This window comes from uncultured Desulfovibrio sp., from assembly GCF_944324525.1.
In the GTDB taxonomy this organism is placed as follows: Bacteria; Desulfobacterota; Desulfovibrionia; order Desulfovibrionales; family Desulfovibrionaceae; genus Desulfovibrio.
The window spans coordinates 16,333-38,781 of the sequence record NZ_CALUWS010000012.1 but is presented as its reverse complement, the minus strand read 5'-3'; the positions used below and the strand labels follow the sequence as shown (position 1 = coordinate 38,781).

At 64.3% G+C, this 22,449-nt stretch carries 19 protein-coding genes and 1 other RNA gene; 17 read left to right on the top strand and 3 right to left on the bottom strand.

The window, feature by feature from the left end:
* Positions 1-803: 803 nt before the first annotated feature.
* The 3 genes from Q0K12_RS04875 to Q0K12_RS04865 all read right to left on the bottom strand — a co-directional run bounded on the left by Q0K12_RS04875 (position 804) and on the right by Q0K12_RS04865 (position 8,151).
* Positions 804-4,169: an autotransporter outer membrane beta-barrel domain-containing protein gene (locus Q0K12_RS04875; protein ID WP_297260643.1), complete on the bottom strand. Its 3,366-nt coding sequence runs from the start codon at positions 4,167-4,169 to the stop codon at positions 804-806.
* Between the two features lie 453 nt (positions 4,170-4,622).
* Positions 4,623-4,967 carry a DVU0772 family protein gene (locus Q0K12_RS04870; RefSeq protein WP_297260642.1) on the bottom strand — a complete coding sequence of 115 codons (345 nt, stop codon included), beginning with the start codon at positions 4,965-4,967 and terminating at the stop codon, positions 4,623-4,625.
* A gap of 433 nt (positions 4,968-5,400) precedes the next feature.
* Positions 5,401-8,151, bottom strand: a complete 2,751-nt coding sequence (locus Q0K12_RS04865; protein WP_297260641.1) for a hypothetical protein — start codon at positions 8,149-8,151, stop codon at positions 5,401-5,403.
* A gap of 85 nt (positions 8,152-8,236) precedes the next feature.
* Here Q0K12_RS04865 and Q0K12_RS04860 point away from each other — a divergent pair, with 85 nt between their 5' ends.
* From Q0K12_RS04860 to Q0K12_RS04780, 17 genes are all read left to right on the top strand, one after another.
* Positions 8,237-8,602 (top strand): molybdenum cofactor biosynthesis protein MoaE, encoded by a 366-nt coding sequence (locus Q0K12_RS04860; protein ID WP_297260640.1) that lies wholly within the window; start codon positions 8,237-8,239, stop codon positions 8,600-8,602.
* A gap of 209 nt (positions 8,603-8,811) precedes the next feature.
* On the top strand, positions 8,812-11,334 hold the full coding sequence (gene secA / locus Q0K12_RS04855) for a preprotein translocase subunit SecA (RefSeq protein WP_297260639.1): 2,523 nt from the start codon (positions 8,812-8,814) through the stop codon (positions 11,332-11,334).
* Between the two features lie 299 nt (positions 11,335-11,633).
* A complete protein-coding gene (locus tag Q0K12_RS04850; RefSeq protein ID WP_297260638.1) occupies positions 11,634-12,638 on the top strand; it encodes an ATP-binding cassette domain-containing protein in 1,005 nt (334 codons plus the stop codon).
* Positions 12,631-13,293, top strand: coding sequence for a methionine ABC transporter permease (locus Q0K12_RS04845; protein ID WP_297260637.1), 663 nt, complete (start codon positions 12,631-12,633; stop codon positions 13,291-13,293). The genes Q0K12_RS04850 and Q0K12_RS04845 overlap by 8 nt, the downstream gene beginning before the upstream one ends.
* A 40-nt stretch (positions 13,294-13,333) precedes the next feature.
* Positions 13,334-14,125, top strand: coding sequence for a MetQ/NlpA family ABC transporter substrate-binding protein (locus tag Q0K12_RS04840; RefSeq protein ID WP_297260636.1), 792 nt, complete (start codon positions 13,334-13,336; stop codon positions 14,123-14,125).
* Positions 14,126-14,498: 373 nt separating this feature from the next.
* Positions 14,499-15,428, top strand: a complete 930-nt coding sequence (gene era / locus Q0K12_RS04835; protein WP_297260635.1) for a GTPase Era — start codon at positions 14,499-14,501, stop codon at positions 15,426-15,428.
* Positions 15,428-16,135: a YggS family pyridoxal phosphate-dependent enzyme gene (locus Q0K12_RS04830; RefSeq protein WP_297260660.1), complete on the top strand. Its 708-nt coding sequence runs from the start codon at positions 15,428-15,430 to the stop codon at positions 16,133-16,135. The genes era and Q0K12_RS04830 overlap by 1 nt, the downstream gene beginning before the upstream one ends.
* A 116-nt stretch (positions 16,136-16,251) precedes the next feature.
* Positions 16,252-16,899 carry a flagellar basal body-associated protein FliL gene (locus Q0K12_RS04825; protein WP_297260634.1) on the top strand — a complete coding sequence of 216 codons (648 nt, stop codon included), beginning with the start codon at positions 16,252-16,254 and terminating at the stop codon, positions 16,897-16,899.
* Between the two features lie 30 nt (positions 16,900-16,929).
* The gene (fliN, locus tag Q0K12_RS04820) at positions 16,930-17,472 is read left to right on the top strand and encodes a flagellar motor switch protein FliN (RefSeq protein ID WP_297260633.1); all 543 of its coding nucleotides are present in this window, start codon (positions 16,930-16,932) and stop codon (positions 17,470-17,472) included.
* A gap of 127 nt (positions 17,473-17,599) precedes the next feature.
* Entirely contained in the window at positions 17,600-17,962 is a 363-nt protein-coding gene (gene fliO / locus Q0K12_RS04815) for a flagellar biosynthetic protein FliO (protein ID WP_297260632.1), read from the top strand.
* 37 nt (positions 17,963-17,999) lie between these two features.
* Complete coding sequence (gene fliP, locus Q0K12_RS04810; RefSeq protein WP_297260659.1) at positions 18,000-18,668, top strand: flagellar type III secretion system pore protein FliP; 669 nt, start codon at positions 18,000-18,002, stop codon at positions 18,666-18,668.
* A 13-nt stretch (positions 18,669-18,681) separates the two neighbouring features.
* Positions 18,682-18,951: a flagellar biosynthesis protein FliQ gene (gene fliQ, locus Q0K12_RS04805; protein WP_297260631.1), complete on the top strand. Its 270-nt coding sequence runs from the start codon at positions 18,682-18,684 to the stop codon at positions 18,949-18,951.
* A gap of 36 nt (positions 18,952-18,987) precedes the next feature.
* Complete coding sequence (locus Q0K12_RS04800) at positions 18,988-19,317, top strand: cell division protein ZapB (protein ID WP_297260630.1); 330 nt, start codon at positions 18,988-18,990, stop codon at positions 19,315-19,317.
* A gap of 6 nt (positions 19,318-19,323) precedes the next feature.
* Positions 19,324-19,605 (top strand): cell division protein ZapA, encoded by a 282-nt coding sequence (zapA, locus tag Q0K12_RS04795; RefSeq protein ID WP_297260629.1) that lies wholly within the window; start codon positions 19,324-19,326, stop codon positions 19,603-19,605.
* Positions 19,604-19,780: non-coding RNA, 6S RNA (gene ssrS, locus Q0K12_RS04790), on the top strand. The genes zapA and ssrS overlap by 2 nt, the downstream gene beginning before the upstream one ends.
* 136 nt (positions 19,781-19,916) lie before the next feature.
* Positions 19,917-21,476 (top strand): ribonuclease Y, encoded by a 1,560-nt coding sequence (gene rny, locus Q0K12_RS04785; RefSeq protein ID WP_297260628.1) that lies wholly within the window; start codon positions 19,917-19,919, stop codon positions 21,474-21,476.
* Between the two features lie 7 nt (positions 21,477-21,483).
* Entirely contained in the window at positions 21,484-22,128 is a 645-nt protein-coding gene (locus Q0K12_RS04780) for a hypothetical protein (protein WP_297260627.1), read from the top strand.
* Positions 22,129-22,449 lie beyond the last annotated feature (321 nt).

Below are 22,449 nucleotides of genomic sequence, written 5' to 3'. Positions count from 1 at the left end.
AGGGCGACGCCTTATGGCGCGCGGCAGAGAGGAGAGCAGGGGAAGGCTGTCGCCTGTCGGATGTTCGTCAGGGCTGGCTGTCCCAAGGCGGGGTTGGGGGTCGTAGGGGGTAAGGGGCCGCCCAGGCCCCTTATCCCCTGCCCCCCGCCGGGAGGCGACCCCGCCCGGACACCGGGCAGAAGCCGCCATCCAGCGGGGCAAAAACAAAAAAGCCACTTTTCTTTCAGTTGAGCCGCATTTGAGAACACCTGCGAGAAGTTTTTCTCTTACTGTTCTCGCTGGCTGTAAGTCTTTGCGACGACTCGGAAGGGGGCAGCTTTTTGTCCCAACTCCTTATCGGAGCGACGTCCTCCAGCGCATGCGTATTCCATCATCCTGTTTGCCGTCGTAAGCGCGTCATGGCGCGGAGGAGATCGCCGCGCCGGAGGCGCGGAAGCTCCGACGCCGCCCGGACGCTCGTCCCGTGTGAGCGCGGGACAGCGGGAGGGCGATGCCTTATGGCGCGCGGCAGGGAGGAGAGCAGGAGAAGCCTGTCGCTTGCCGGATGTTCGTCAGGGTTGGCTGTCCCAAGGCGGGGTTGGGGGTCGTAGGGGGTAAGGGGCCGCCCAGGCCCCTTATCCCCTGCCGCCCGCCGCGCAGGCGACCCCGCCCGGATACCGGGCTGAAGCCGCCATCCAGCGGGGCAAAAACAAAAAAAGGAAGAGACCCCTTCTCCATCCGCCGGGCTGAAGCCTCTGCCCAGCGGCAAAACAAAAAAAGGGGGGATCGCTCCCCCCAAGAAAACGCCGTGACGGCAACAGAGATCAGAATTCCCAGCCGAAGCTGAGACCGGCATTGACGGCCGTGGCTTCCGGACGGAAAAACTCCCCACCCACATCGACCTGCGTGAAGAAGCTGTTGGCATGCCGCAGGCGCAGACTGCCCTGCAGGAGCAGGGCGTCACGTCCCACCAGTTCGGTGGCGGAATCGAAACGGTAGGGGCCATAGCCCTGAAAGGCCGCCGTGGTGCGGAAGGTGCCGTCCAGCAGCTCATGCCGCCAGGCGGCAAGCATATCCAGCCCCAGGGTCGAACCGTTTTCCAGCGCGACGTTCCAGCCGGCATGCGCGCCCAGGGAGAGCAGCAGGGAATCGTACAGACTGTCGTCCACACGCAAGCGGCTGGCCTGCCCGTCCTCTTCCGTGAAGCCGGGGCGGCGCAGGAAGGCGTATTCCAGCCAGCCCAGCGGCCCGGCACTGAGGGAGCCGCTTTCAAACTGCCGGCTCCAGTCCTTGCCGCCGCCCAGCATGGCGCTGCCGGTGAGGCCCGTCCAGCGGCTTTCGTTGTGGCGAAGGTAGGCATCGCCGATGTTGACGTTACGGTCCATTTCGCCCTGTTCCATGCCGAGGCGGGCTTGCGCCGTGAGATAGAAGCCGTCCCACTGTTCGGGGGCCAGCAGGCCCTGCAGGCCCGCAAGGGCGGACTGGGTGTCGGCGCTGGCGTCGTGCGCGCCGTTGATGGTGGTGCGGCGGGCAGCCAGCGCCAGATGGAAACCAAGGCTCAGGCCGGAGTCGAAATGGCGGTCCATCCCGGCCAGCAGGCCCACGCCGGCGCTGTTCCAGCCGGAAGCGCCGCCGTGATCGCCCTGCCAGGAGGCAGCGCCGTAGGGCGTTGCCCAGGCCTGCCAGAGGCCCGCCTCCGGGGAGTCCTGCACGCTGCCGGCGGCACGCGCCGCCTGCCGGGCCTGTTCGCCTGCCAGCATGCGCCGCAGGAGCAGGACGGTGAACTCGCTCTGCTGCCCCAGTGAGGCGCGGGCGGAAGCATCGTAGGCTTCCGGGCCGAGCTGATGCAGGGCCCGGCGCACGCCGCTGCCGTCGCGGGGCGTCCAGTCGATGGCGGCGAGCAGCTGCCGCATGTCGCCTTGCGCCACATTGGCGATGCCGTGCAGCGCGTGCCCCAGCGAGGCCGTGCCGGTGGTGTCGGCATAGCGGCTGTAGGCATCGCCGGGGCGGGAGACGTACAGCTGCGGACGGGAGGGGTCGGGGTCGCGCAGGCTGAAGTCCAGCGTGGGCGACTGGCCGGCGACGAGGCTGACCGACGAGAAGCCGCCGTTGATGGTGTCGGCTTCCACCGGCGCTTGCGGGGTGATGACGGCATTGCCGGCGTAGAAGTCCCGCAGGGGACGCAACGTCCAGTTGCCGGCCAGAGTGGCCGTTTCGGCCTCGATGCCGGCCACGCTGCCGTCAGCCATGACGGCGGTCTCCAGTGTGGCGTCGGGGCCGTTGACGAAGGTGGTGGCGACGTCGGCGGCCGTGCCGTCGGGCGTCATGCCGCCAAGGGCCAGATAGCCGGAGTTGGCAAGACTGTAGACGCTCAGCGGCCCGGTGACGGAAAGGCGGCCCGCGCTGAGGGTCATGTCGATGCTGTCCGGCCCGTAAACGCCGCCGTTGAGGGTCATGGTGAAGGCGGCATCCGGGTTGACGCCGGCGCTGCCGTCAGCCTGCGGCGCAAGACCGAAGGTCAGTGCGGTGTGCAGGTCGTCACGAGAGCCGGTGTACTGGATATCGGGATTCTGAGGGTCCCAGTCGGAAATGATGTCGCCGGTGATGGAGGCCCCGGAAAGGATGTTGATGCGTTCGACGAGGGCGTTTTCCGAAATGTAGATGGCGGCCGCGCTGCCGCTCAGGCTGCCGCTCACGTCGAAGGTCGAGACCAGCGCCCCGTCGAGATTGAGGGGCAGACCGCTGTGATCGAGGTTGCCGTGGGCGATGGACTGCTGCCGTCCATCCGCCGTCCAGATCCAGGAGCCGCGGTATTCCGTGGCATCACCGAGCAGGTTGTGTCCGAAGTCAAAACGGACGGCCACGCCGCCTGCGCCGTTGGCCTCGATGTTCCCGCCGCTGATGATGTTCTGTTCCTTGCCGTAGGCCACCAGCAGGCCGGTGCCGCCCAGACCGTTGGCGCTCACGCGCACCCCGGAGGCTATGCGCAGGGTATTGCCGCTGCCGTCCACGCGTATGCCGGTCCCCGCGACGCCGTCGGCCAGCAGGTCGGCGGCCTGGGTCACGTCGTTGTCCTTGCCGTAGATGTGCAGGCCGACGCCCAGGGTGGCCGTATTGGCCTGTCCCGTCAGATAGGCATCCCCGGCGGCATTGCGGGCAAAGTAGCCGTTGTGGTTGATGATGGTCCCGCCATCGCCGTAGACGGAAAAGCCGAAGAAGTTCCGGCGATCGATGGCATAGCCCATATCCTGCAGGGCGGCCAGCTCGGCCTCCATGAAGGTGGTGTAATTGCGGTAGTTCTGGTGGCTCATGAGGCTGTGCTCGAGCTCGATGTGCGAGAGCTCGGGATCATCGCCCTCGTAGCCGTTGATGGGCAGGCCCGCACCGGCTCCCATGACTTCGGCCACATGCTCCCCCTGGAAGGTGACGCCGCTCTGGGCTTCGTCCCCCACGATGAAGTCCGTACCCGGCGTACCCTGGCCCGGCTTGACGATGCTCATGCCCGGCCTGAGCCAGGTGCCGTACTGATCCCTGAGGTGCGCATCCCATGTGCTCAGATATTTGCTGTCCATGACCGAAGCCAGAGACGACACTCCGAGGGCATGGCCGATCTCGTGATAGAGCGTCGCGACGAGATTGAAGCCGTTGACGGTGGGCAGAGGCGAAAGGTTTTCCTGGATGGCAAAATCGAGCTTGCCGATACGGATGATCCCCGGCGAATCGGGAGCGTTGCCGTTGATGATGGCATCCTGCACGCCGGTGGGGAAAAAGTGATCGCCGGAACCGGGGTTGCCGTTGGGTTCGCTTGAGGCATCGGCGTTCTCAAAAAGATAGGTGCCCACAGTGATGGGGATGGGGGCGGTGTTGCGGCTGCCGGGGCCGAGTACCTCCGCCCAGAGGGCGGCGGCCCGGGTCACGGCATCTTTCTGCGCCTTGCTGAGCTGCCAGGGGGAGTACCCCGGCATGTCCGGATCCTCATAGTTCCCGTACCGTTCACCCGCATCGAAGAAGTGCAGTGCAAAAAGCGGCGATCCGTCTGGACGGGGGACGATGCGCAGTTCACTGGCCTCTACTGTGGCGGTCTGCAAGGGGAGAAGCGGTATGGCGCTGCCAAGCAGTCCGGCGAAAAGCGCGGCAAGCGTGATGTTTTTCCAGCGCCGCAGACCGGCGCGGGCTTCCTTCGAGAGCATGGTGGACCTCCTGTACGTCTGGTGCGTATCCGCTGCGGCACGCGGCAGCCTTGGGCTGTACGCATCGCTTGCCTGTGGCGGGGCCGTCATTTGGGCTGGCGTCATCGCAGGCACTGCCCTTGCGGCATGGGCCGCGTGTCGGATCTGTTCCATGGCCGTGTCCTGCGGAAAGCCGCTGCCGCTTGCGGAGAGCGCGCATGGGGGGGCGGAGCCTAACAGAAGTGCCGGCCGTAAACAAGGCTAAAAAAATTTCATTCTTTCCGAAAGTTGGCATGATGTCCAGCCTGATCCGCATGGCGGATGACAGACGGTGCGGAGCGGTAAGGAAAAGGGCTCGTCCGTCGACGAGCCCTTTTCGCGAGGCAGATGGTGTGATGCAACGGCATGCGTCATGCCGCGAGGAGTGGGAGGGTATGCTATCTCCGACGGAAAAAGGGGGGATCCGCCGGGAGGTTATTGGCCCATTTCGTGACGCAGCCAGTTCTTGATGGCGGGCGTCGGTTCGCTGATGCCCCGGCAGGTGCCGTGCACAGCCTGAAAATCTTCCAGAAGGGCGTCGGGCAGCGGTACGGAGATCAAATCTTCCGCATTTTCGGAGTTGCGGCGCACAAGGCGTACCACGGGTTTTTCACCCCAGTTGTCCACCACGAAGTAGTAGGACACGTCTTCCTTGGAACGCACCGGCGGATATTCCGCATGCCAGTCGTTGTTGCCCCATTCCAGATACATGGTCACGGCATGTTCCGGCGACAGGTTCCACGATATATCGTACAAGGCAAAATCCTTCAGGCTCGACATGGTGTGCCTCCTTGTTGATTCATTAGTAACTATTCCTAAGAAGAAAGTCAAGACTTTTCCGAGTGAAAAACTGGGAAAAGACACGGACGGCGAATGAGGGGGGCATGAAAAAAAGCAACACCCGGGACGGCGGCATAGCGCCGCCCGGTCCAAAAGAAAACCGCCTGCCGGGTGGCAGGCGGTCGGGATCGTTGGGGCGGGGCCTAGGACGTGCTAACACAAATTTTAAAAACAATTTCAATAGATAAAGTCAATAAACTCTGTACGCTTCGCTTGCCTTTGGAGCTGGGTCGCCTCGTGTTCCTGACCCTTTCCCGGTGAAAGCGCGCTGGGGAAAGGATGGGGGGCTTGGGGGGAAGGGAAACCCTCTCCCGCGCTGGCGGAGGGGTTTCCCTTCCCCCCAAAAAACAGGCAGCGAAGAGTGTGAACAGCCCTAGTTGTCTTCCATGCGGCGGCGAAGTTCTTCCTGCCGCTGGCGTTCGGCTTCGGCCTCCTGCATGCGGCGGGCGTTCTCCGCTTCCATCTGGCGCTGGCGGCGGATGCGGTCAAGGCGCATCTGCTGGGCCTTTTCGCGTTGTTCGCGGGCCTCGTTGAGCAGCTTTTCCCGCTTGGAGTCAAAGACCAGGGTGGAGCGCAGCGCGGCGACGCCGAGGGCGATGACCGAGATGATGAAGACCAGCACCTTCTGGATGCCCCACTGGTTCTCGCCGATGAGGTCGCGCAGCCAGCCCATGTAGAAATGCTGGCCCCAGAGCACCACCGCGGGCACGCCGAGGAAGCAGAGCAGCAGGCCCACCAGCTCGACCCAGAGGAAGGTCTTGCCCATGGTCATGACGAAGAGGGTGACGTCACGCACCATGCGCAGGAACTTGAGGCGCTTGCGCAGGTCGCGCAGCAGCTGGTTGAGGCGCGGCGTCGTGCTCTGGGCGCGCTTGAAGGTGGCGGCGTCATTGAAGTTGCAGGCGAAGGCCCAGTTGATGATGCCCGCGCACTCGTTGAATTCCTGACTGAATTCCTTGAGCGCCGAGGGGAAGGGGAACCACGAGGCCTCGTCGCGCACTTCCTGCAGGCGTTCCAGATAGCCCTTGTAGCGTTCGCGCAAGTCGTCCACTTCGTGCTGTATGCACTCGTCGAGTTCCTTTTCCAGGGGCGGCGTTTCCTCGACCACGCGCAGGAAGGCCGTGTAGTTCTTGACCTCGCTCATGTGCTTGAGCTGGGTGATGCGCTTGCCGAGTTTGATATGGACGGGGTGGTCTTCCTCGAACCACTGGCCGAGGCGTTCCTCCATTTCGTTGATGCGTCCGGTCTCATCCAGGGCGCGGCTGTGGGCGGCGTCCCAGAGATCATAGAGCGAGGACAGGATGAGCAGGCGGCCGCGCTCCAGGGCCGGGTCGATGAGGATGCGGTTGAAGAAGGCCGGCTCTTCCTTGACCAGCCTGGCGATCTGGTCGAGCACCTGCTCGCCGAAGCCCATCTTCACCTTGCAGACGATCTCCCGATAGCGCAGATCATGCCACTGCGGCATGAGGCGCAGCACCTGCGCGTACTGTTCGAGGGCCTGGGCGTAGTGGCCGAGCTCCTCGTGCAGGCGGCCCTGCAGATATTCGTTCCAGGCCTGCAGAGCGGGCGAGGGGGTGAGACTGGCGGCCTCCCGGAAGGACTGGGGCGCATGGGCGTAGTCGCCGCGTTCCACCTGCAAAAAGCCCAGCACCGTCCGCAGCCGGGGATCGCGCGAATGCCGCGTGATGGAGTCGTTGATGGCCTTTTCCAGCGAAAGGAGGCCTTCCGGCGGCGTCTGGGTCAGCTTGTCGAGGAAATCCCAGGCCGGGCTGTCGTCGCGCTGGACGGTCTCGTCCTCGTCCACGTCGCGCATGCGGTAGAGCCACTGCCGGGGCACGTTGCGCAGCTGGCCGGCCCCGTTGAGATCGAGCACCGCCTGCAGGAGGGTGGCGGTGGGCCCGGGAGTCGCCAGCAGTTCGCTGTAGCCGTTCAGGCCCTTGGCGACCAGCACATGTTCTATCTGGCGGAAGCCCTCGTTGATGGTGTCCAGGTCCAGCGCGGCCAGCTCGTCCCAGATCTGGGGACGGCTGGGGGCGTAGGTGCGGGTGGGGCACTGGGCCGCGGTGTGGGTGCGAATGCCGCAGTAGAAGCAGCCGGCGTCGGAAGTCCCGCTGGCAGCCAGATGGCCGGCCATGAGCAGCGGTATGGAACGATGGCTGACGCTGTTCTCGTCAAGGATGATGTTGCACCAGCTGTCGATGCTCGACTGATCGCCGGAAAAGGCGATGTCGCGGATGGTGAAGCCCTCGCCCAGCAGATAGGCGTTGCGGTAGCTCAGGTAAGGAAAGTCGGGCATGAGGCTGTCCCACTTCAAGCCGACTTTCTTGGGCAGATCGTTATTGAAGTTGAAGTTCTTGCGGTCCGTCACCACGCAGACGCAGGGCCAGCAGGGGGCCTTCTGGTCGCTTTCGCGGTCGAAGGTCTGCAGATAGTCCCGCAGGAAGGTGCGCAGCATGAGCAGGTTCTCCACGGCGACCATGACGAAGGTCTCGTGGACGATGAAGCGCATCTTGTGTTCCTGGAAGAGGCTCTCCAGCCGCTCGAACATGGCGGGCCAGCCGGTCTGGTATTCCTTGTCCAGCGGGCTGCCCAGCGGGTGCAGGATGGCGAACCACGACTGGGTGGACGTATAGGGCATGCGCACGTCCGCCTTGAGCAGCGCCCAATCCAGCTGGGCGACGCCCTGACGGGGCGCGGCCTTTTCAAAGTCGATGCCGGGCAGGGTGTTCTTGCCCTCGCGGCTCTTGGGGTGCACCCAGACTTCCAGATTCTCGCGCACCATCATCGACTGGGCGGCCAGCTTGCCGTCCACCCAGAGGTTCATCTCCCGGCGCGCGCCGAACTGCAGGCGGCCGGGGAAGATCTCGATGGCGACGGACAATTCGTTGAAGTTGCCCCAGACGGAAAGGCGCGCCAGCGCAAGGAAGGCGTCATCGGTAAAGAAGAACCACAGCGCCTGGTCGCCCTCTTCGGTCAGCAGCATGCCGCCGTAGTTGAGCAGCGTCTGATTGACGGCCGCGGGCGGGGTCTTTTGCCAGCACACCCAGACGGCATGCCCCATGGTGCTCATGCGGACCACAGGGATATCGGGCAGACGATTGAGAAGCTGCGACAGATTGGCCATGAAAAAATCCTTTATGCCGGGCGGCGATACATGTAGACTGCTGCGTCAGGACATCCGTCCCGCGCACAACAGGAGAGCTCGACTTATGGACATCACCAAAACGCTCCAGGAACTGAAACAGCGCCCCGGCTTCAGCGATCATGTAGGCATGATGCTGGTGCACAACGGCGTCGTGCGGGGCTGGTCCCGCAAGGAACATGCGGCCGTCGGGCGGGTCATCGTCCGTCCCGACCGCGAACGGATGGAAGCCATCCGCCGCGAGATGGAAGGCCGTCCCGGCATCTTCGCCATCCTGGCGGAAGCCGCCGAGGGCGAGCTCCGCCCCGGGGACGATCTGCTTTTCCTCGTGGTGGCCGGCGACATCCGCGAGAACGTGAAAGCCGTTTTCGCGGAATTGCTGGACCGCATCAAGGCCGAGGCCGTCATCAAGGAAGAGCTGCCGCCTGCCTAGAGCGGATCGCCGCAACCCGTCAGTTCCTTTCCTCTTATCGGCACGGCGGGAAGGGACATTAGCGCCGCTTTCCTTTTTCTGCAAAGATTTACGGCATTGCCAAACGGCAAAGCCTGCCTATACTATGGGGACAGGCCGGGGCGCGCCCCTCTCCGTGAACCCATTCCCTTTCGGCCGCACGCATGCGGCCGCGCATCCCAGGAGTCCCGATGTTCGGATATATCTTCAAAAAAATCTTCGGCAGCAAGAACGAGCGCTATCTGCGGCGGCTGCGCCCGCTGGTGGCGCGCATCAATGCGCTTGAACCCGATATGCAGGCCCTGGCCGACGAGGACTTTGCCCGGCGCATGGGCGAGTGCCGGCAGGCCGTGCAGGCCGGGGAAAAGACGCTGGACGATCTGCTGCCCGAGGTTTTTGCTCTGGTGCGGGAGGCCTCGCGCCGCGTGCTGGGCATGCGCCACTATGACGTGCAGCTCATCGGCGGCATGGTCCTGCACAAGGGCAAGATCGCCGAAATGAAGACCGGCGAGGGCAAGACCCTTGTGGCCACGCTGGCCGTGGCGCTCAATGCGTTGTCCGGCAAGGGCGTGCATGTGGTGACGGTCAACGACTATCTGGCCCGCCGCGACGCCGAGTGGATGGGCAAGCTCTACGGTTTCCTCGGCCTGAGCACCGGCATCATCGTGCACGGTCTGGACGACGAGGAACGCAAGGCCGCTTACGCCGCGGACATCACCTACGGCACCAACAACGAATTCGGCTTCGACTATCTGCGCGACAACATGAAGTTTTATGCCGAGCAGCTCGTGCAGCGCGGGCACAGCTTCGCCATCGTGGACGAGGTGGACTCCATCCTCATCGACGAGGCGCGCACGCCGCTCATCATCTCCGGCCCCTCGGACGAGGACGTGAGCGCCTATCGCGTCATGGACGGGGTGGTGCGCCAGCTCGGGCCGGAGCACTACACCGTGGACGAAAAGGCCCGCACCGCCATGCTCACCGAAGAGGGCGTCATCCGCTGCGAAGAGCTCCTTAAATTGGACAACCTCTTCGATCCGGTCAACGTCACGGCCCAGCACGGCATCCTCCAGTCCCTCAAGGCGCATCACATCTTCAAGCGCGACAAGGACTATATGGTCGTGGACGGCCAGGTGGTCATCGTGGACGAATTCACCGGCCGTCCCATGGAAGGCCGCCGCTATTCCGACGGTCTGCATCAGGCGCTGGAAGCCAAGGAAGGCGTCACCGTGGCCGCCGAGAACCAGACCCTGGCCGCCATCACCTTCCAGAACTATTTCCGTCTGTACGACAAGCTGTCGGGCATGACCGGCACGGCGGACACCGAAGCCGTGGAATTCCAGCAGATCTACGGTCTGGAGGTGGTCTCCATCCCGCCCAACCGGCCCATGATCCGCAAGGACTACCCCGACCTTATCTACCGCAGCCGCAAGGAGAAGTACGAGGCCATCCTCGAGTCCATCCGCGAGCTGCACAAGACGGGCCAGCCCGTGCTGGTGGGCACCATCTCCATCGAGACCTCGGAGATGCTCTCCGCCCACCTCAAGCGCATGGGCATCCCGCACAACGTGCTCAACGCCAAGCAGCATGAGCGCGAGGCCGAGATCGTGGCTCAGGCCGGGCAGAAGGGCAAGGTGACCATCGCCACCAACATGGCCGGCCGCGGTACGGACATCATCCTCGGCGAGGGCGTGCGCGAACTGGGCGGTCTGCACATCCTGGGCACCGAACGGCACGAGAGCCGCCGCATCGACAATCAGCTGCGCGGCCGCTCCGGGCGTCAGGGCGACCCGGGTTCGTCCCGTTTCTACCTCTCGCTGGAAGACGACCTCATGCGGCTTTTCGGCTCGGACCGCATCGCCGGGCTCATGGAAAAGCTGGGCCTCAAGGACGGCGAAGCCATCGAGAACCGCATGGTCACCCGTGCGGTGGAAGGCGCGCAGAAGCGTGTGGAAGCGCATCACTTCGAGATCCGCAAGACCCTGCTGGACTACGACAACGTCATGAACCAGCAGCGCGAGGTCATTTACAGCCTGCGGCGCGACATCATGACCGAGGCGGACATGGAGCCCGTGGTGGCCGAATTCCGCGGCGACGTGCTGGACGACGCCTATGGTCAGCTCGACCGGGTGCCCGCCGATCAGATGGACGAGGCGCGCCAGACGGTCATGGCCCGTCTGGCGGACGTCTTCAACCTCGGCCGGGTCATGGAGCCGGGCTCGCCCCTGCCGGAACGCGAGGTCTGCGAGGAGAAGATCGGGGAGATCTTCGCCCAGCTGCGGGAAGAGGCGCAGTCCATGTATCAGCCCATCCTGCGGTATTTCCTGCTGGAAGAGCTCGACCGCTGCTGGAAGGAACACCTGCGCAACATGGACGCCCTGCGCGACGGCATCGGCCTGCGCGGCTACGGACAGAAGGACCCCAAGCTGGAGTACAAGCGCGAGGGCTTCGAGATCTTCCAGAACATGTTGTTCCAGATCCGCGAAGCGGTGTTCCGCACCCTGACGCGGGTCCATGTGCAGCCGGAGAGCCGCGAAGAGGAGCCGCCCCTGCATCACAAGGAAGAGGAGCGGAACCTTTCCTATTCCGGCGGCAGCGAGGTGGAGCCGCCCAAGGCCCGTCCCGCACGCGCGCGGCAGCAGGTGGGCCGCAACGACCTTTGCCCCTGCGGCAGCGGCAAGAAATACAAGCGCTGCTGCGGCGCCGGCCAGTAGAGCATTTTCCGTGTGAAACGCGTTGCGTTTCACACCATATGGCGGGAGGGAGGCCCTGCGGGGCGGCCCTCCCGTTTGCCGTCTCGGGGAGCCGCCGGGGAACGGGGACGTGCCCTCTTTGCGCCCGGCGGAAAATATGCTAGAGCGGTTCCACTTTGAAGGAAGCGTACCGGATGGCCGCAGGCGCGGCCGTCCGCATCCCGTCTCTGCAGGGCGGGACGCGGCATGGCGTCCGCGTGCAGCCGCCCGGCGTGCGGGCTGCGCCGACGCACGGGAAGTGCCGCGCGCGGGGAGGTGCTATGGCCGATGAGCCAATTATTCGGATAGTCGGGCTGGAAAAGCGTTTTTCCGGCAAGAATGCGGAAGTCTATGCCCTGCGCGGCATCAATCTTGATATCGGCAAGGGCGATATTTTCGGCATCATCGGGCAGAGCGGGGCGGGCAAGTCCACGCTGGTACGCTGCATCAACATGCTGGAGCGCCCCACGGGCGGCAGCGTGCTTTTTGACGGCAAGGATCTTTGCCGCCTGCCGGAAGCGGAACTGCGCGCGGCGCGCCGCTCCATGGGCATGATCTTCCAGCAGTTCAACCTGCTCATGCAGCGTACGGCCCTGCAAAACGTCTGCTTCCCGCTGGAACTCGTGGGCACGCCCCGCGCGGAGGCCCGCCGGCGCGCGCAGGAACTGCTGGAACTGGTGGGCCTTGCCAACCGCATGGGCTCCTATCCCTCGCAGCTTTCCGGGGGGCAGAAGCAGCGCGTGGCCATCGCCCGCGCCCTGGCCACCAATCCGCGCGTGCTGCTCTGCGACGAGGCCACCTCGGCCCTCGACCCCGCCACCACGGACTCCATCCTGGCCCTCATCAAGGACATCAACGCCCAGCTGGGCATCACCGCCGTGGTCATCACCCACGAGATGAGCGTCATCGAAAAGATATGCAGCCATGTGGCCATCATCAGCCGGGGCGTCATCGAGGAACAGGGCCTGGTGGAGGACGTCTTCTTCCATCCGAAGACGGAGGCCGCCCGGCGGCTCGTCCTGCCCGAGGCCCTGCAGAAAGCGCCGGGCGAGCACATGTACCGGCTCATCTTCAACGGACGTTCCTCCTTTGAGCCGGTCATCGCCAATATGGTGCTGGAATGCGGCTGCCCGGTGAACATCATGTACGCCGATACGCGCGACATCAACGGCGTGGCCTTCGGCCAGATGGTGCTGCAGCTGCCTGATCGCGAGGCCTCGCGCACCCGCATCATGGCCTATGCCCGCGCCCACAACATCCTGCTGGAGGAGATGCGCAATGATTGACCAGCAAACCGTCGAGATGCTGCTCGTGGGCGTGTGGGACACCCTCTACATGACGCTGGTGGCGACCTTCTTTTCCTACGTCTTCGGTCTGGTCATGGGGGTGGTGCTGGTCATCTGCCGCAAGGACGGCATCCGGCCCAATGCCCTCGTGTACGGGGTGCTGGACGTGGTGGTCAATCTCACCCGCTCCTTTCCGTTCCTCATCCTCATGATCGCGGTCATCCCCTTCACCCGCTTCCTGGTGGGGACCACCATCGGCAACAACGCCACCGTGGTGCCCCTGGTGCTGGCGGCCGCGCCCTTCGTGGCCCGTCTGGTGGAGTCCTCCCTGCTGGAGGTGGACGGCGGCGTGGTGGAGGCCGCCCAGAGCATGGGCGCGTCCACCTGGCAGATCATCAGCAAGGTGCTGCTGCCCGAGGCCCTGCCTTCGCTCATCAACGGCAGCGCCGTGTCGGCCATCACCATCCTGGGATATTCGGCCATGTCCGGCGCGGTGGGCGGCGGCGGTCTGGGCAAGCTGGCCATCATGTATGGGTACAACCGCTATCAGACGGACATCATGGTCATGACCGTGGTGCTGCTCATCATCATCGTCCAGGCCTTCCAGAGCTTCGGCAACTGGGCCACCCGACGCAGCGACAAGCGCGGCTCCTGACGGGCCGCGTGACACCCTTTAGCCTGTGGGAGACACAGCCATGAAAAAACTGCTTTTGACGCTGGCGGCGCTGCTGCTGCTGCCCCTTTCCGCCCATGCGGGCAATACCATCGTGGTGGGGGCCTCGCCCACGCCGCATGCCGAGATCCTGGCCGAGGCCGCCAAGATCCTCAAGAAGGACGGCTACACCCTGAAGGTGGTGGAGTATTCCGACTATGTGCAGCCCAATGTGGCGCTGGACAGCAAGGAACTGGACGCCAACTACTTCCAGCACAAGCCCTATCTGGACGATTTCAATGCCCAGAAGGGCACCAAGCTCGCCAGCATGGGCGGCGTGCACTATGAGCCGTTCGGCATCTACGCGGGCAAGTGCAAGAGCCTCAAGGACCTGAAGGACGGTGCCATGGTGGCCGTGCCCAATGACGCCACCAACGAAGGCCGCGCCCTGCTGCTCATGGAAGCCGAGGGGCTCATCAAGCTGAAGAAGGATGCCGGTCTCGCCGCCACCCGCCGCGACATCGCCGAGAATCCCAAGAAGCTCAAGATCGAAGAGATCGAGGCCGCCCAGCTCGTGCGCGCCCTGCCCGACGTGGACGTGGCCATCATCAACGGCAACTACGCCATCCTGGGCGGCCTGAAGGTGGCCGACGCCCTGGCTGTGGAAGCCGCCGATTCCGTGGCCGCCGCCACCTATGCCAACATCCTGGCCGTGCGGGCCGGCGACGAGAGCCGTCCCGAGCTGCAGGCGCTCTACAAGGTGCTGACCAGCCCCGAACTGGCCGAGTTCATGAAGAAGAAGTACGCGGGCGCGGTGCTGCCGGCCCACAAGTAGCGACGTCGGCCGGGCTGTCCGCCTGCGGGCGGCCGGATGACGGAAGGAAGGGGGCGTCTGCCGTTGGAGGCAAACGCCCCTTGCCGTTGCCGGGGCTGACGGCGGGACTCCGGCCCGCGGGCGGTCCGCATCCGGCGGCCTCCCGACGGGCGGGCTTGACCGCGCGGCCGTGTTGTGGAAGACATAGAGCAATTCCCCATTGAAAAATGTGGATTGCTCCGGTAGTCGCGCGAGCGACTGCCCGCAACCGAACACACGGAAAAACCACGCTTTTTCCGTCGTGTGAGGGCAGCGTCAGCAGGGAGAGTGGACACGATTTCCCTGCGAATCCGCTCTAGACCATCATTCCCGATAACGAAAGACGAGGCATCAAATGACCGCGCAAAGCTATCGCTGCGGCTGGGTGGCGCTCATGGGGCCGCCCAATGCGGGCAAGTCCACCCTGCTCAACGCGCTGCTGGGGCAGAAAGTCACCATCGTGACGCCCAAGCCGCAAACCACGCGGAACCAGATCGTGGGCATCCATACCGACGAGGCGGCGCAGACCGTCTTCATGGACACGCCGGGGCTTTCGCAGGTGCGGGGAAGGTTGAGCAAGGCCATGCTCCAGGCCGTATGGCAGAGCCTCAATCAGGCCGACGTCATCATGCCCGTGCTGGACAGCCATCTTTATATCCGTCATCCCGACTATCTGGAGCGCGACCTTGCGCCGGTGGCCGAAGCGCTGGCCAGCGAGACGCGCCCCATGATCGTGGTGGTCAACAAGGTGGATCTTTTTGCGGACAAGAGCCGCATGCTGCCCCTCCTGACCCGCCTGAGCGAGATGTGGCCCTCGGCGGAGATCTTTCCGGTATCGGCCCTCATGAAGGACGGCCTGCCCGCCCTCATGGAGCTCATCCGCTCGCGCCTGCCCGAAGGCGAGGCCCAGTTCCCCGAAGACCAGATCTCCACGGCCCCGGTGCGCTTCATGGCGGCGGAGATCATCCGCGAGAAGCTCTTCCTGCAGCTGCGGCAGGAGGTTCCCTACTGCATCGCCGTGGAGGTGGAGCACTGGGAGGAAGACGCGGAAAGAGGGCAGACCGTCATCCATGCGGTCATCTATGTGGCCCGCTCCATGCACAAGGGGATGGTCATCGGCAAGGGCGGCAAGGTGCTCAAGCAGGTGGGCATGGAAGCCCGCAAGGACATCCAGGAGCTTCTGGGCGGCAAGGTGCATCTGGAGCTCTGGGTCAAGGTGCGGGAAAACTGGACCGAGGACCCGGCCTTCGTGCAGGAGATGACCCGGGTCGGGGAGGTGCTGTGATGGATATTCGCGCGCGTTACGCGTCCGTGCTGGAACGGCTGGACAAGGCCGTCTCCGCCGCCGGCCGCAAGCGGGAGGAAGTGACCCTCGTGGCCGTCTCCAAGCTGCATGCGGCGGAAGACGTGGCCCAGGTGGCCGCGGCCGGGCAGGTGGATTTTGGCGAGAACTATGTGCAGGAGGCCCTGCAGAAACGGCAGGATCTGGCTGCCGATCCGGCCTGCGCCCATATCCGCTGGCATATGATCGGCCACGTGCAGAGCCGCAAGGCGCCGCTGGTGGCCGGGGCCTTCACCCTGCTGCATACGCTGGATTCCCGCAAGCTGGCCGACGGTCTGGAAAAGCGCCTGGTCGCGCTGGATGCCCGTCAGCCCGTGCTCTTCGAGATCAATGTGGGGGCCGAGCCGCAAAAATCCGGCATCATGGCTGAAGATTTGCCGGAACTTGCCGATTATGTTCTGGAGCACTGCCCGCATCTGGATGTGCAGGGGCTTATGTGTCTGCCGCCGGTCTTTGACGCCGGGGACGCCGCGCGCCCGTATTTCGCGCGCCTGCGCTGCCTGTGCGAGGATCTGCGGACGCGCACCGGGCTGGCATTGCCGCATCTGTCCATGGGCATGTCCGGCGATTTCCCGGCGGCCGTGGCCGAAGGTTCGACCATCGTCCGCATCGGGACGGATATTTTTGGTCCGCGACCGCCAAAAGTCTAGCGTGGCGCGGTTATTGCAATAAGTTACGCGGGTCCGGAACACGACGGCGGCGCGGCAGACCGGCGGCGCATCGTTGAGGACGCTTTTCGGGACACCGCTAACGGCAAGGAGCAGCTATGGCAGCCAAAGACGGCAGCAAGGAATCGCAGGCCCTTCCCCCGGGCGCTGCGGGAGACACCCCCAAGAAGAAGTCCCGTGCCAAACGGATCGTCATATTTTTGGCGATCCTGCTCATTACCTTGAGCGCCGCGGGAGGCGCGGCCTACTGGTGGCTGTACCTGCGGACGGCTGAGGGTGTGGCGCAGGAAAGCCCGGCGGCCCCCGCGCCGGCAGAGGCCACGGCGGCGCCGGCAGCGGCGCAGCCCGCCGCACAGGCCGGCGGCAAGTCCGGGCAGACGCCTGCCGCGACGGCTTCCGGCAAGGATTCGGCCCGCATCGAGGCGCAGCCGGAAGCGCTGCGCAGCACAGGCATCGTCCTGCCGCTGCCGCCCGTTCGGGTCAACCTGACCGATCCCAGCGGACGGCGTTATCTCACCGTCGGCATGGAGATCGAGGTCAACAGCGACGTGTCGAAGGAGCTCAAGGCGCAGAGCGCCCGCATCAACGACACCATCATCATGCTGCTGGCCGGGAAGACCTACGGCGAGATCTCCACGCCGGAGGGCAAGGTGTCGCTCAAGCATGAGATCGCCGCGCGGCTCAACCAGATCCTGGGCGCGCCGCGGGTCATTCGAGTCTACTTTACCAACTTTGTGGTGGAATAGCTTCCCCACGTCTGAAACGAGGATGTGAGCATGTCGCAGGACGAACAGGACGATATGGCCGCACAGTGGGCGGCTCAGCTGGATGGTAGTGGAGGAGCGGACGACCTGCTCGCCGACGTTGACCTCGGGGGGGATGCTTCCGCGTCCGCGGGCGGCGAAGACGAGGCGCTGGCTTCGGAGTGGGCCGAGTCCCTTGCCAATGACGAAAAGAACGGCGGTACGGACAAGCTGACCAGCTTTGCCGAGCAGGCCACGGATGCCCAGTTCAAGAACATGACGGAGGCGGCCCGCCAGCCGCATGATCAGAAGCTCAAGCGCGAGCTGGATTTCATCCTGGACATCCCGCTGGATGTGTCCGCCGAGCTGGGACGTACCCGGCTGCTCATCAATGAGCTGCTGCAGCTGGGCCAGGGCTCGGTGGTGGAGCTGAACAAGCTGGCCGGCGAACCGCTGGAAGTCTTCGTGAACGGCAAACTGGTGGCCCGCGGCGAAGCCGTGGTCATCAACGAAAAGTTCGGCGTCCGTCTGACGGACATCATCAGTCCCATCGAGCGGGTGAAGCAGCTTGGCTAGCCTGTCTGTACGCTGCCGCGCCATACTGACGGCAGCTTGTGCGGGAATCTGGGCGACCGGGGGACTGACCCCGGTCGCCTTGGCCGCTGAGGAAGCGGCTCCGGCGGCGGGCGCGCTCGGGCAGCCCATGTTTTCCTGGGGCAGCTATGCGCAGGCGCTGGCTGTTTTGTGTCTGTTGCTGGGCCTCCTCTGGGTCGGGGTGTGGCTTCTGCGCCGCTACGGACGCTTCAACTTTATTCCGCGCCCCGGCAATCTGCCGCGTGACGCGCTGCTGATGGAAGCGCAGATGCCCCTGGGGCCCCGCAAGGGCCTTATGGTGGTCCGCTTCATGAATCGCAGACTGCTGCTCGCCGTGACCGAACAGCAGATCAGCCTGCTGACGGAGGAAAGCCTAGATCATGAAACGCCTTGTCAGGATTTTCAGCACATCCTGGAGCAGAGCGTTGCCGCTTCTGCTCACGGCGCTGGCGCTGACGGTTCTCGTCCCTGAGCAGGTGGGAGCCGCGCAGGATCTTACCCTGCCCAGCATGCAGCTCACCCTCTCCGGCGGAGCGACCGAACCGAGCAAGGTCTCCGTCCTGCTGGAGATCCTTTTCCTCCTGACCGTCCTGTCGGTGGCGCCGTCCATCATGCTCACGGTCACCAGCTTCACGCGCATCATCATCGTCTTCAGCTTTCTGCGGCAGGCCATGGGCGTGCAGCAGCTGCCGCCCACGCAGGTGCTGGCCAGTCTTGCCATCTTCATGACGGTGGTCATCATGTTCCCTGTGGGCAAGCGCATCAACGACGAAGCCCTGCAGCCCTACCTGCAGGAGCAGATCGACTACAAGGTCGCGCTGGACAGGGCCCAGGAACCGCTGCGCGTCTTCATGTTCAAGCACACCCGCGAAAAGGACATCTCGGTCTTTTACGCCATTTCGGGCATGGAAGCGCCCAAGAACAAAAATGAAGTCCCGACCGTGATGCTGGCCGCCGCCTTCGTCATCAGCGAACTCAAGACGGCCTTCACCATCGGCTTCCTCATCTACATCCCCTTCCTCGTGCTGGATATGGTCATTTCCAGCGTGCTGCTGGCCATGGGGATGATGATGCTGCCGCCCATGATGGTCTCCATGCCGTTCAAGCTGTTGCTCTTCGTGATGGTGGACGGCTGGAACCTGCTGGTCGGTTCGCTGGTCAACAGTTATCTCTTGTGACGGGAGGGCAGGCATGACGACGGATTTTGTCATCGGTTTCGGGCGGCAGGCCATCGAGCTCTGCCTCATGATGGCGCTGCCCATGCTGGCCGTGGGACTCGGCGTCGGGGTGGTGGTGAGCATCATCCAGGCGGCCACCCAGATCCAGGAGACCACCCTGAGCTTCATCCCCAAGATCATCAGCATGTTCATCGCGCTCCTGCTGGCCCTGCCGTGGATCATGGAGCGTGTGGTCTCCTTCACCCGCGAGGTCTTCATCAATATCCCCAACTACGTCCAGTAGTCTCCGCAGCCTGCCCGCGGCACGGGAGCGTCCTCTATGGGCGGCTATCCCGTTGCGCGGGCAGGCTTTTTGCTTTCGGGCATCTTGCGTAACCGGCCCGGCAATGCTATAAACAGGTTCATGGATGTTCTTGAGCAGCTTGAAGTCCGCGTTTCGGAGCTTTTGCGCAAGCTGGAGGCCATGCAGGCCGACAGTGAGCGGCAACAGGCCGAAATGGCGGCGGCTGCCAGGGAAAACGAGGCTCTTGTGGCCCAAAACGATGCGTTGCAGCAGGCTTTAGCTCAGGAGCGGGCATGGCGGGCCGAGGCACTGGCCCGACTGGATGCCCTGATACAGGCTGTTGAAGAGCATGACAGCGCGGAGTAGACGCCCATGAGCTCGGAAAACGCGAGCAGGCTGACCGTCCTCGGGACCGATATCTTTTTTCGTCCCGGCGCGGATCTGGAAAAGTTCCGGGCAACCATCGCTCTGGTGGAAGAACGGTTCGCCGATTTGAAACTGAGGTCCCACGGCGCGCAGACCAAAGATATTCTGCTGACGTACTTGGCCCTTGGGCTGGCGGACGATTTACTGCAAGCGCAGAAAAAGCAGGCGGATGTGCAGGATCGCATCCAGAACCTGCTTACGCAAATAGAAGAGTCGCAACCTCTTTAAATCCCTGGGGTGTGCGTGATTTATGTCTCGGTGCTGACCTTACAAGCATACAAAAGGGAGCCGTACCCGCTACCGGTGAGCATGCCCGCAAGGGAAGCCTGAAGGGAGCGCCTCGGCGCCCACCTGGGAAACCAGGTTCTGCACCGAAGTCATGACACGGCACCCTGGGGCATTTGCCCCGGACACCTCCGGGTGTGCCTGTCCTGCGCCGTTCGGGCGCGTCTCTACCTGCCCCCGCCGTGGTTACACGCTGACCGCTGCGCCTTGTGGTGCGGCGTTGGGCGGCTTTGCCGCCATTTCGGGGGGAATCTATGGACATACTGACCATCGTGTCGGCGGTGCTGGCGCTGCTTGTGGGCGCGGCGTTCGGCTATGTGCTGCAGAGCCGGGCGACGACCAAGCGTATCGGGGATGCCGACGAGCTGGCCAAGCGCATCGTCGAGGAGGCGCGCAAGGAAGCTCAGGCGCAGAAAAAGGAAATTCTCCTGCAGGGGCAGGATGATCTCTATAACCAGAAGCGCGAGCTGGAAAACGAGTTCAAGGAACGCGAGCGGGAAGTCAAGAACCGCGAGCGCAAGCTTGAGGAAATGGGCGACAGGCTGGAAGAGCGTCTGGGCAAGGCCACGGAAAAAGAGCACGAGCTGCTCGCCACCGAGAAGGAGCTTGCCCGCAAGGAACGCCAGCTTGCCGAAAATGAGGAATACCTCCAGGGCCGCATCGAGGAGCAGGAACAGCGCCTGTCGGAGATCGCCGGCCTGACGGCGGACGAGGCCCGCGAGCGCCTGCTTGCCGACATCGAGGCCCGCACGCGGCATGAGTCCGCGCGCATGATCCGCCAGATCGAGACCGAAGCCCGCGAGACGGCCGACCGCAAGGCCAAGGAAATCCTCTGCAGCGTCATCCAGCGCTATGCCGGCGACTACGTCAACGAACAGACGGTGACGGCGGTCAGCCTGCCCAGCGAAGACATGAAAGGGCGCATCATCGGCCGCGAGGGCCGCAATATCCGCGCGCTGGAAGCGGCGACCGGCGTGGACCTCATCATCGACGACACGCCCGAGACGGTCATCCTCTCCGCCTACAGCCCCCTGCGCCGTCAGGTGGCCAAGATGGCGCTGGAACGCCTCATCCAGGACGGCCGCATCCATCCCGCCCGCATCGAAGACATCGTGCAGAAGTGCGAGCAGGAGCTCGACGCGCAGGTGCGGGAAGTGGGCGAGCAGGCCACCTTTGATGCCGGCGTGCACGGCATCCATCCCGAGATCGTCCGTCTGCTGGGGCAGTTGCGCTACCGTACCTCCTTCACCCAGAACGTGCTGCAGCACTCGCTGGAAGTGTCGGCCCTCTGCGGCATGATGGCCGCCGAACTGGGGATGGACGTCAAGAAGGCCAAGCGCGCCGGGCTGCTGCACGACATCGGCAAGGCCGTGGACCACGAGGTGGAAGGCCCCCATGCGCTCATTGGCGCGGATATCGCCAAGAAATACAACGAAGCCAAGGATATCGTCCACGCCATTGCGGCCCACCACGAGGATCAGCGGCCGTCCACGGCGCTGGCCGTGCTCGTGCAGGCGGCGGACTCCATTTCCGGAGCCAGGCCCGGCGCACGCAAGGAGCTGCTGGAAAATTACGTCAAGCGGCTTGAGGATCTGGAGAATATCGCCACCTCCTTTGACGGCGTCTCCAAGGCCTACGCCATCCAGGCCGGCCGCGAGATCCGCGTGATGGTCAATCCCGAGAGCGTGGATGACGACACGACCTACCTGCTGTGCAAGGACATCGCGGAGAAGATCGAAAAGAACCTGACCTATCCCGGACAGATCCGGGTGACGGTCATCCGTGAGCGCCGGGCCTCCGGCTTTGCCAAGTAGGGCGGCTGTGAACGCCGTCTGGCTGCTGTTCCTGCTGGGCTCCGAGCTGCCCGCCGTTTTCCTGCTGGCCTTTGCCGCCGCCTGCCGGGCCGGTATGGGCGGCTCGCGGCGCGGCGCGGCCTTGCTGACGGCCGTCATGACGCCGCTGGCCGCGGAAGTGCTGCGGCATCTTCTGTTGCGCAGCGGTCAGTACCTCTTCCTCGTGCACCCTCGGGAAGTGCTGGCCTGCATGCTGGCCGGCGGCCTGCTGGGCTATGCGGCCTCGCGGGGGCGGCGTGCGGCTCCGTTGCTCATGCTCACGGACTCGCTGGGCGTGTTCCTGTTTTCCGCGCTCATGGTTCATGCCGGACTGGCTTCCGGTCTGTACGCGCCGCAGGATGTGGGGCTGGCCCTGCTGGCCTGGCTGGCGGCCGGCCTGACCGTGCTGCTGCGTGATACGCTCAATGCGGACAGTCCCCGCATCATGGAAGAGCAGGTCTATGCCACGGGCATGGCGCTGGCGGCCCTCCTGCTGCTGGCGGCCCGTCTGCAGTGGCCCGCTGCCGCGCCTGCCGCGCAGTTGGGCATGCTCTGGGGGGCGGCCCTGCTGCCCTTGCTGCTTCGCTGCGGCTGGCTTTTGCGGCAGGGGAGGGGCAAGCTGTCGTCCTGGTAGAGCATTTTGCCTTTGACAACGGCAAAATGCGAGGCGGCGGCACAGCGCCGCCCGGCCGAAACCAGGCGGAAAAACCGCGTTTTTCCGCGAAACATCAGGCCGGATGGTTTGGCACGCAAAGCGTTGCAAACTGAAAATACTCTGAGTATTGACATATATGTCTGTCACACTTCTCCTGCGGGCAGTGCTTTTCAACCTGCCCGCAGGAGAGTATACAGAGGGGAGCTTCCTCTTGGGTCATCCGCCTGGGAGGAGGGTTTTTTTTTGCATAATGCCGCAGCCTTCCGCTGCCGTGACCGGCCTGCGCGGCCTCTGCCGGGA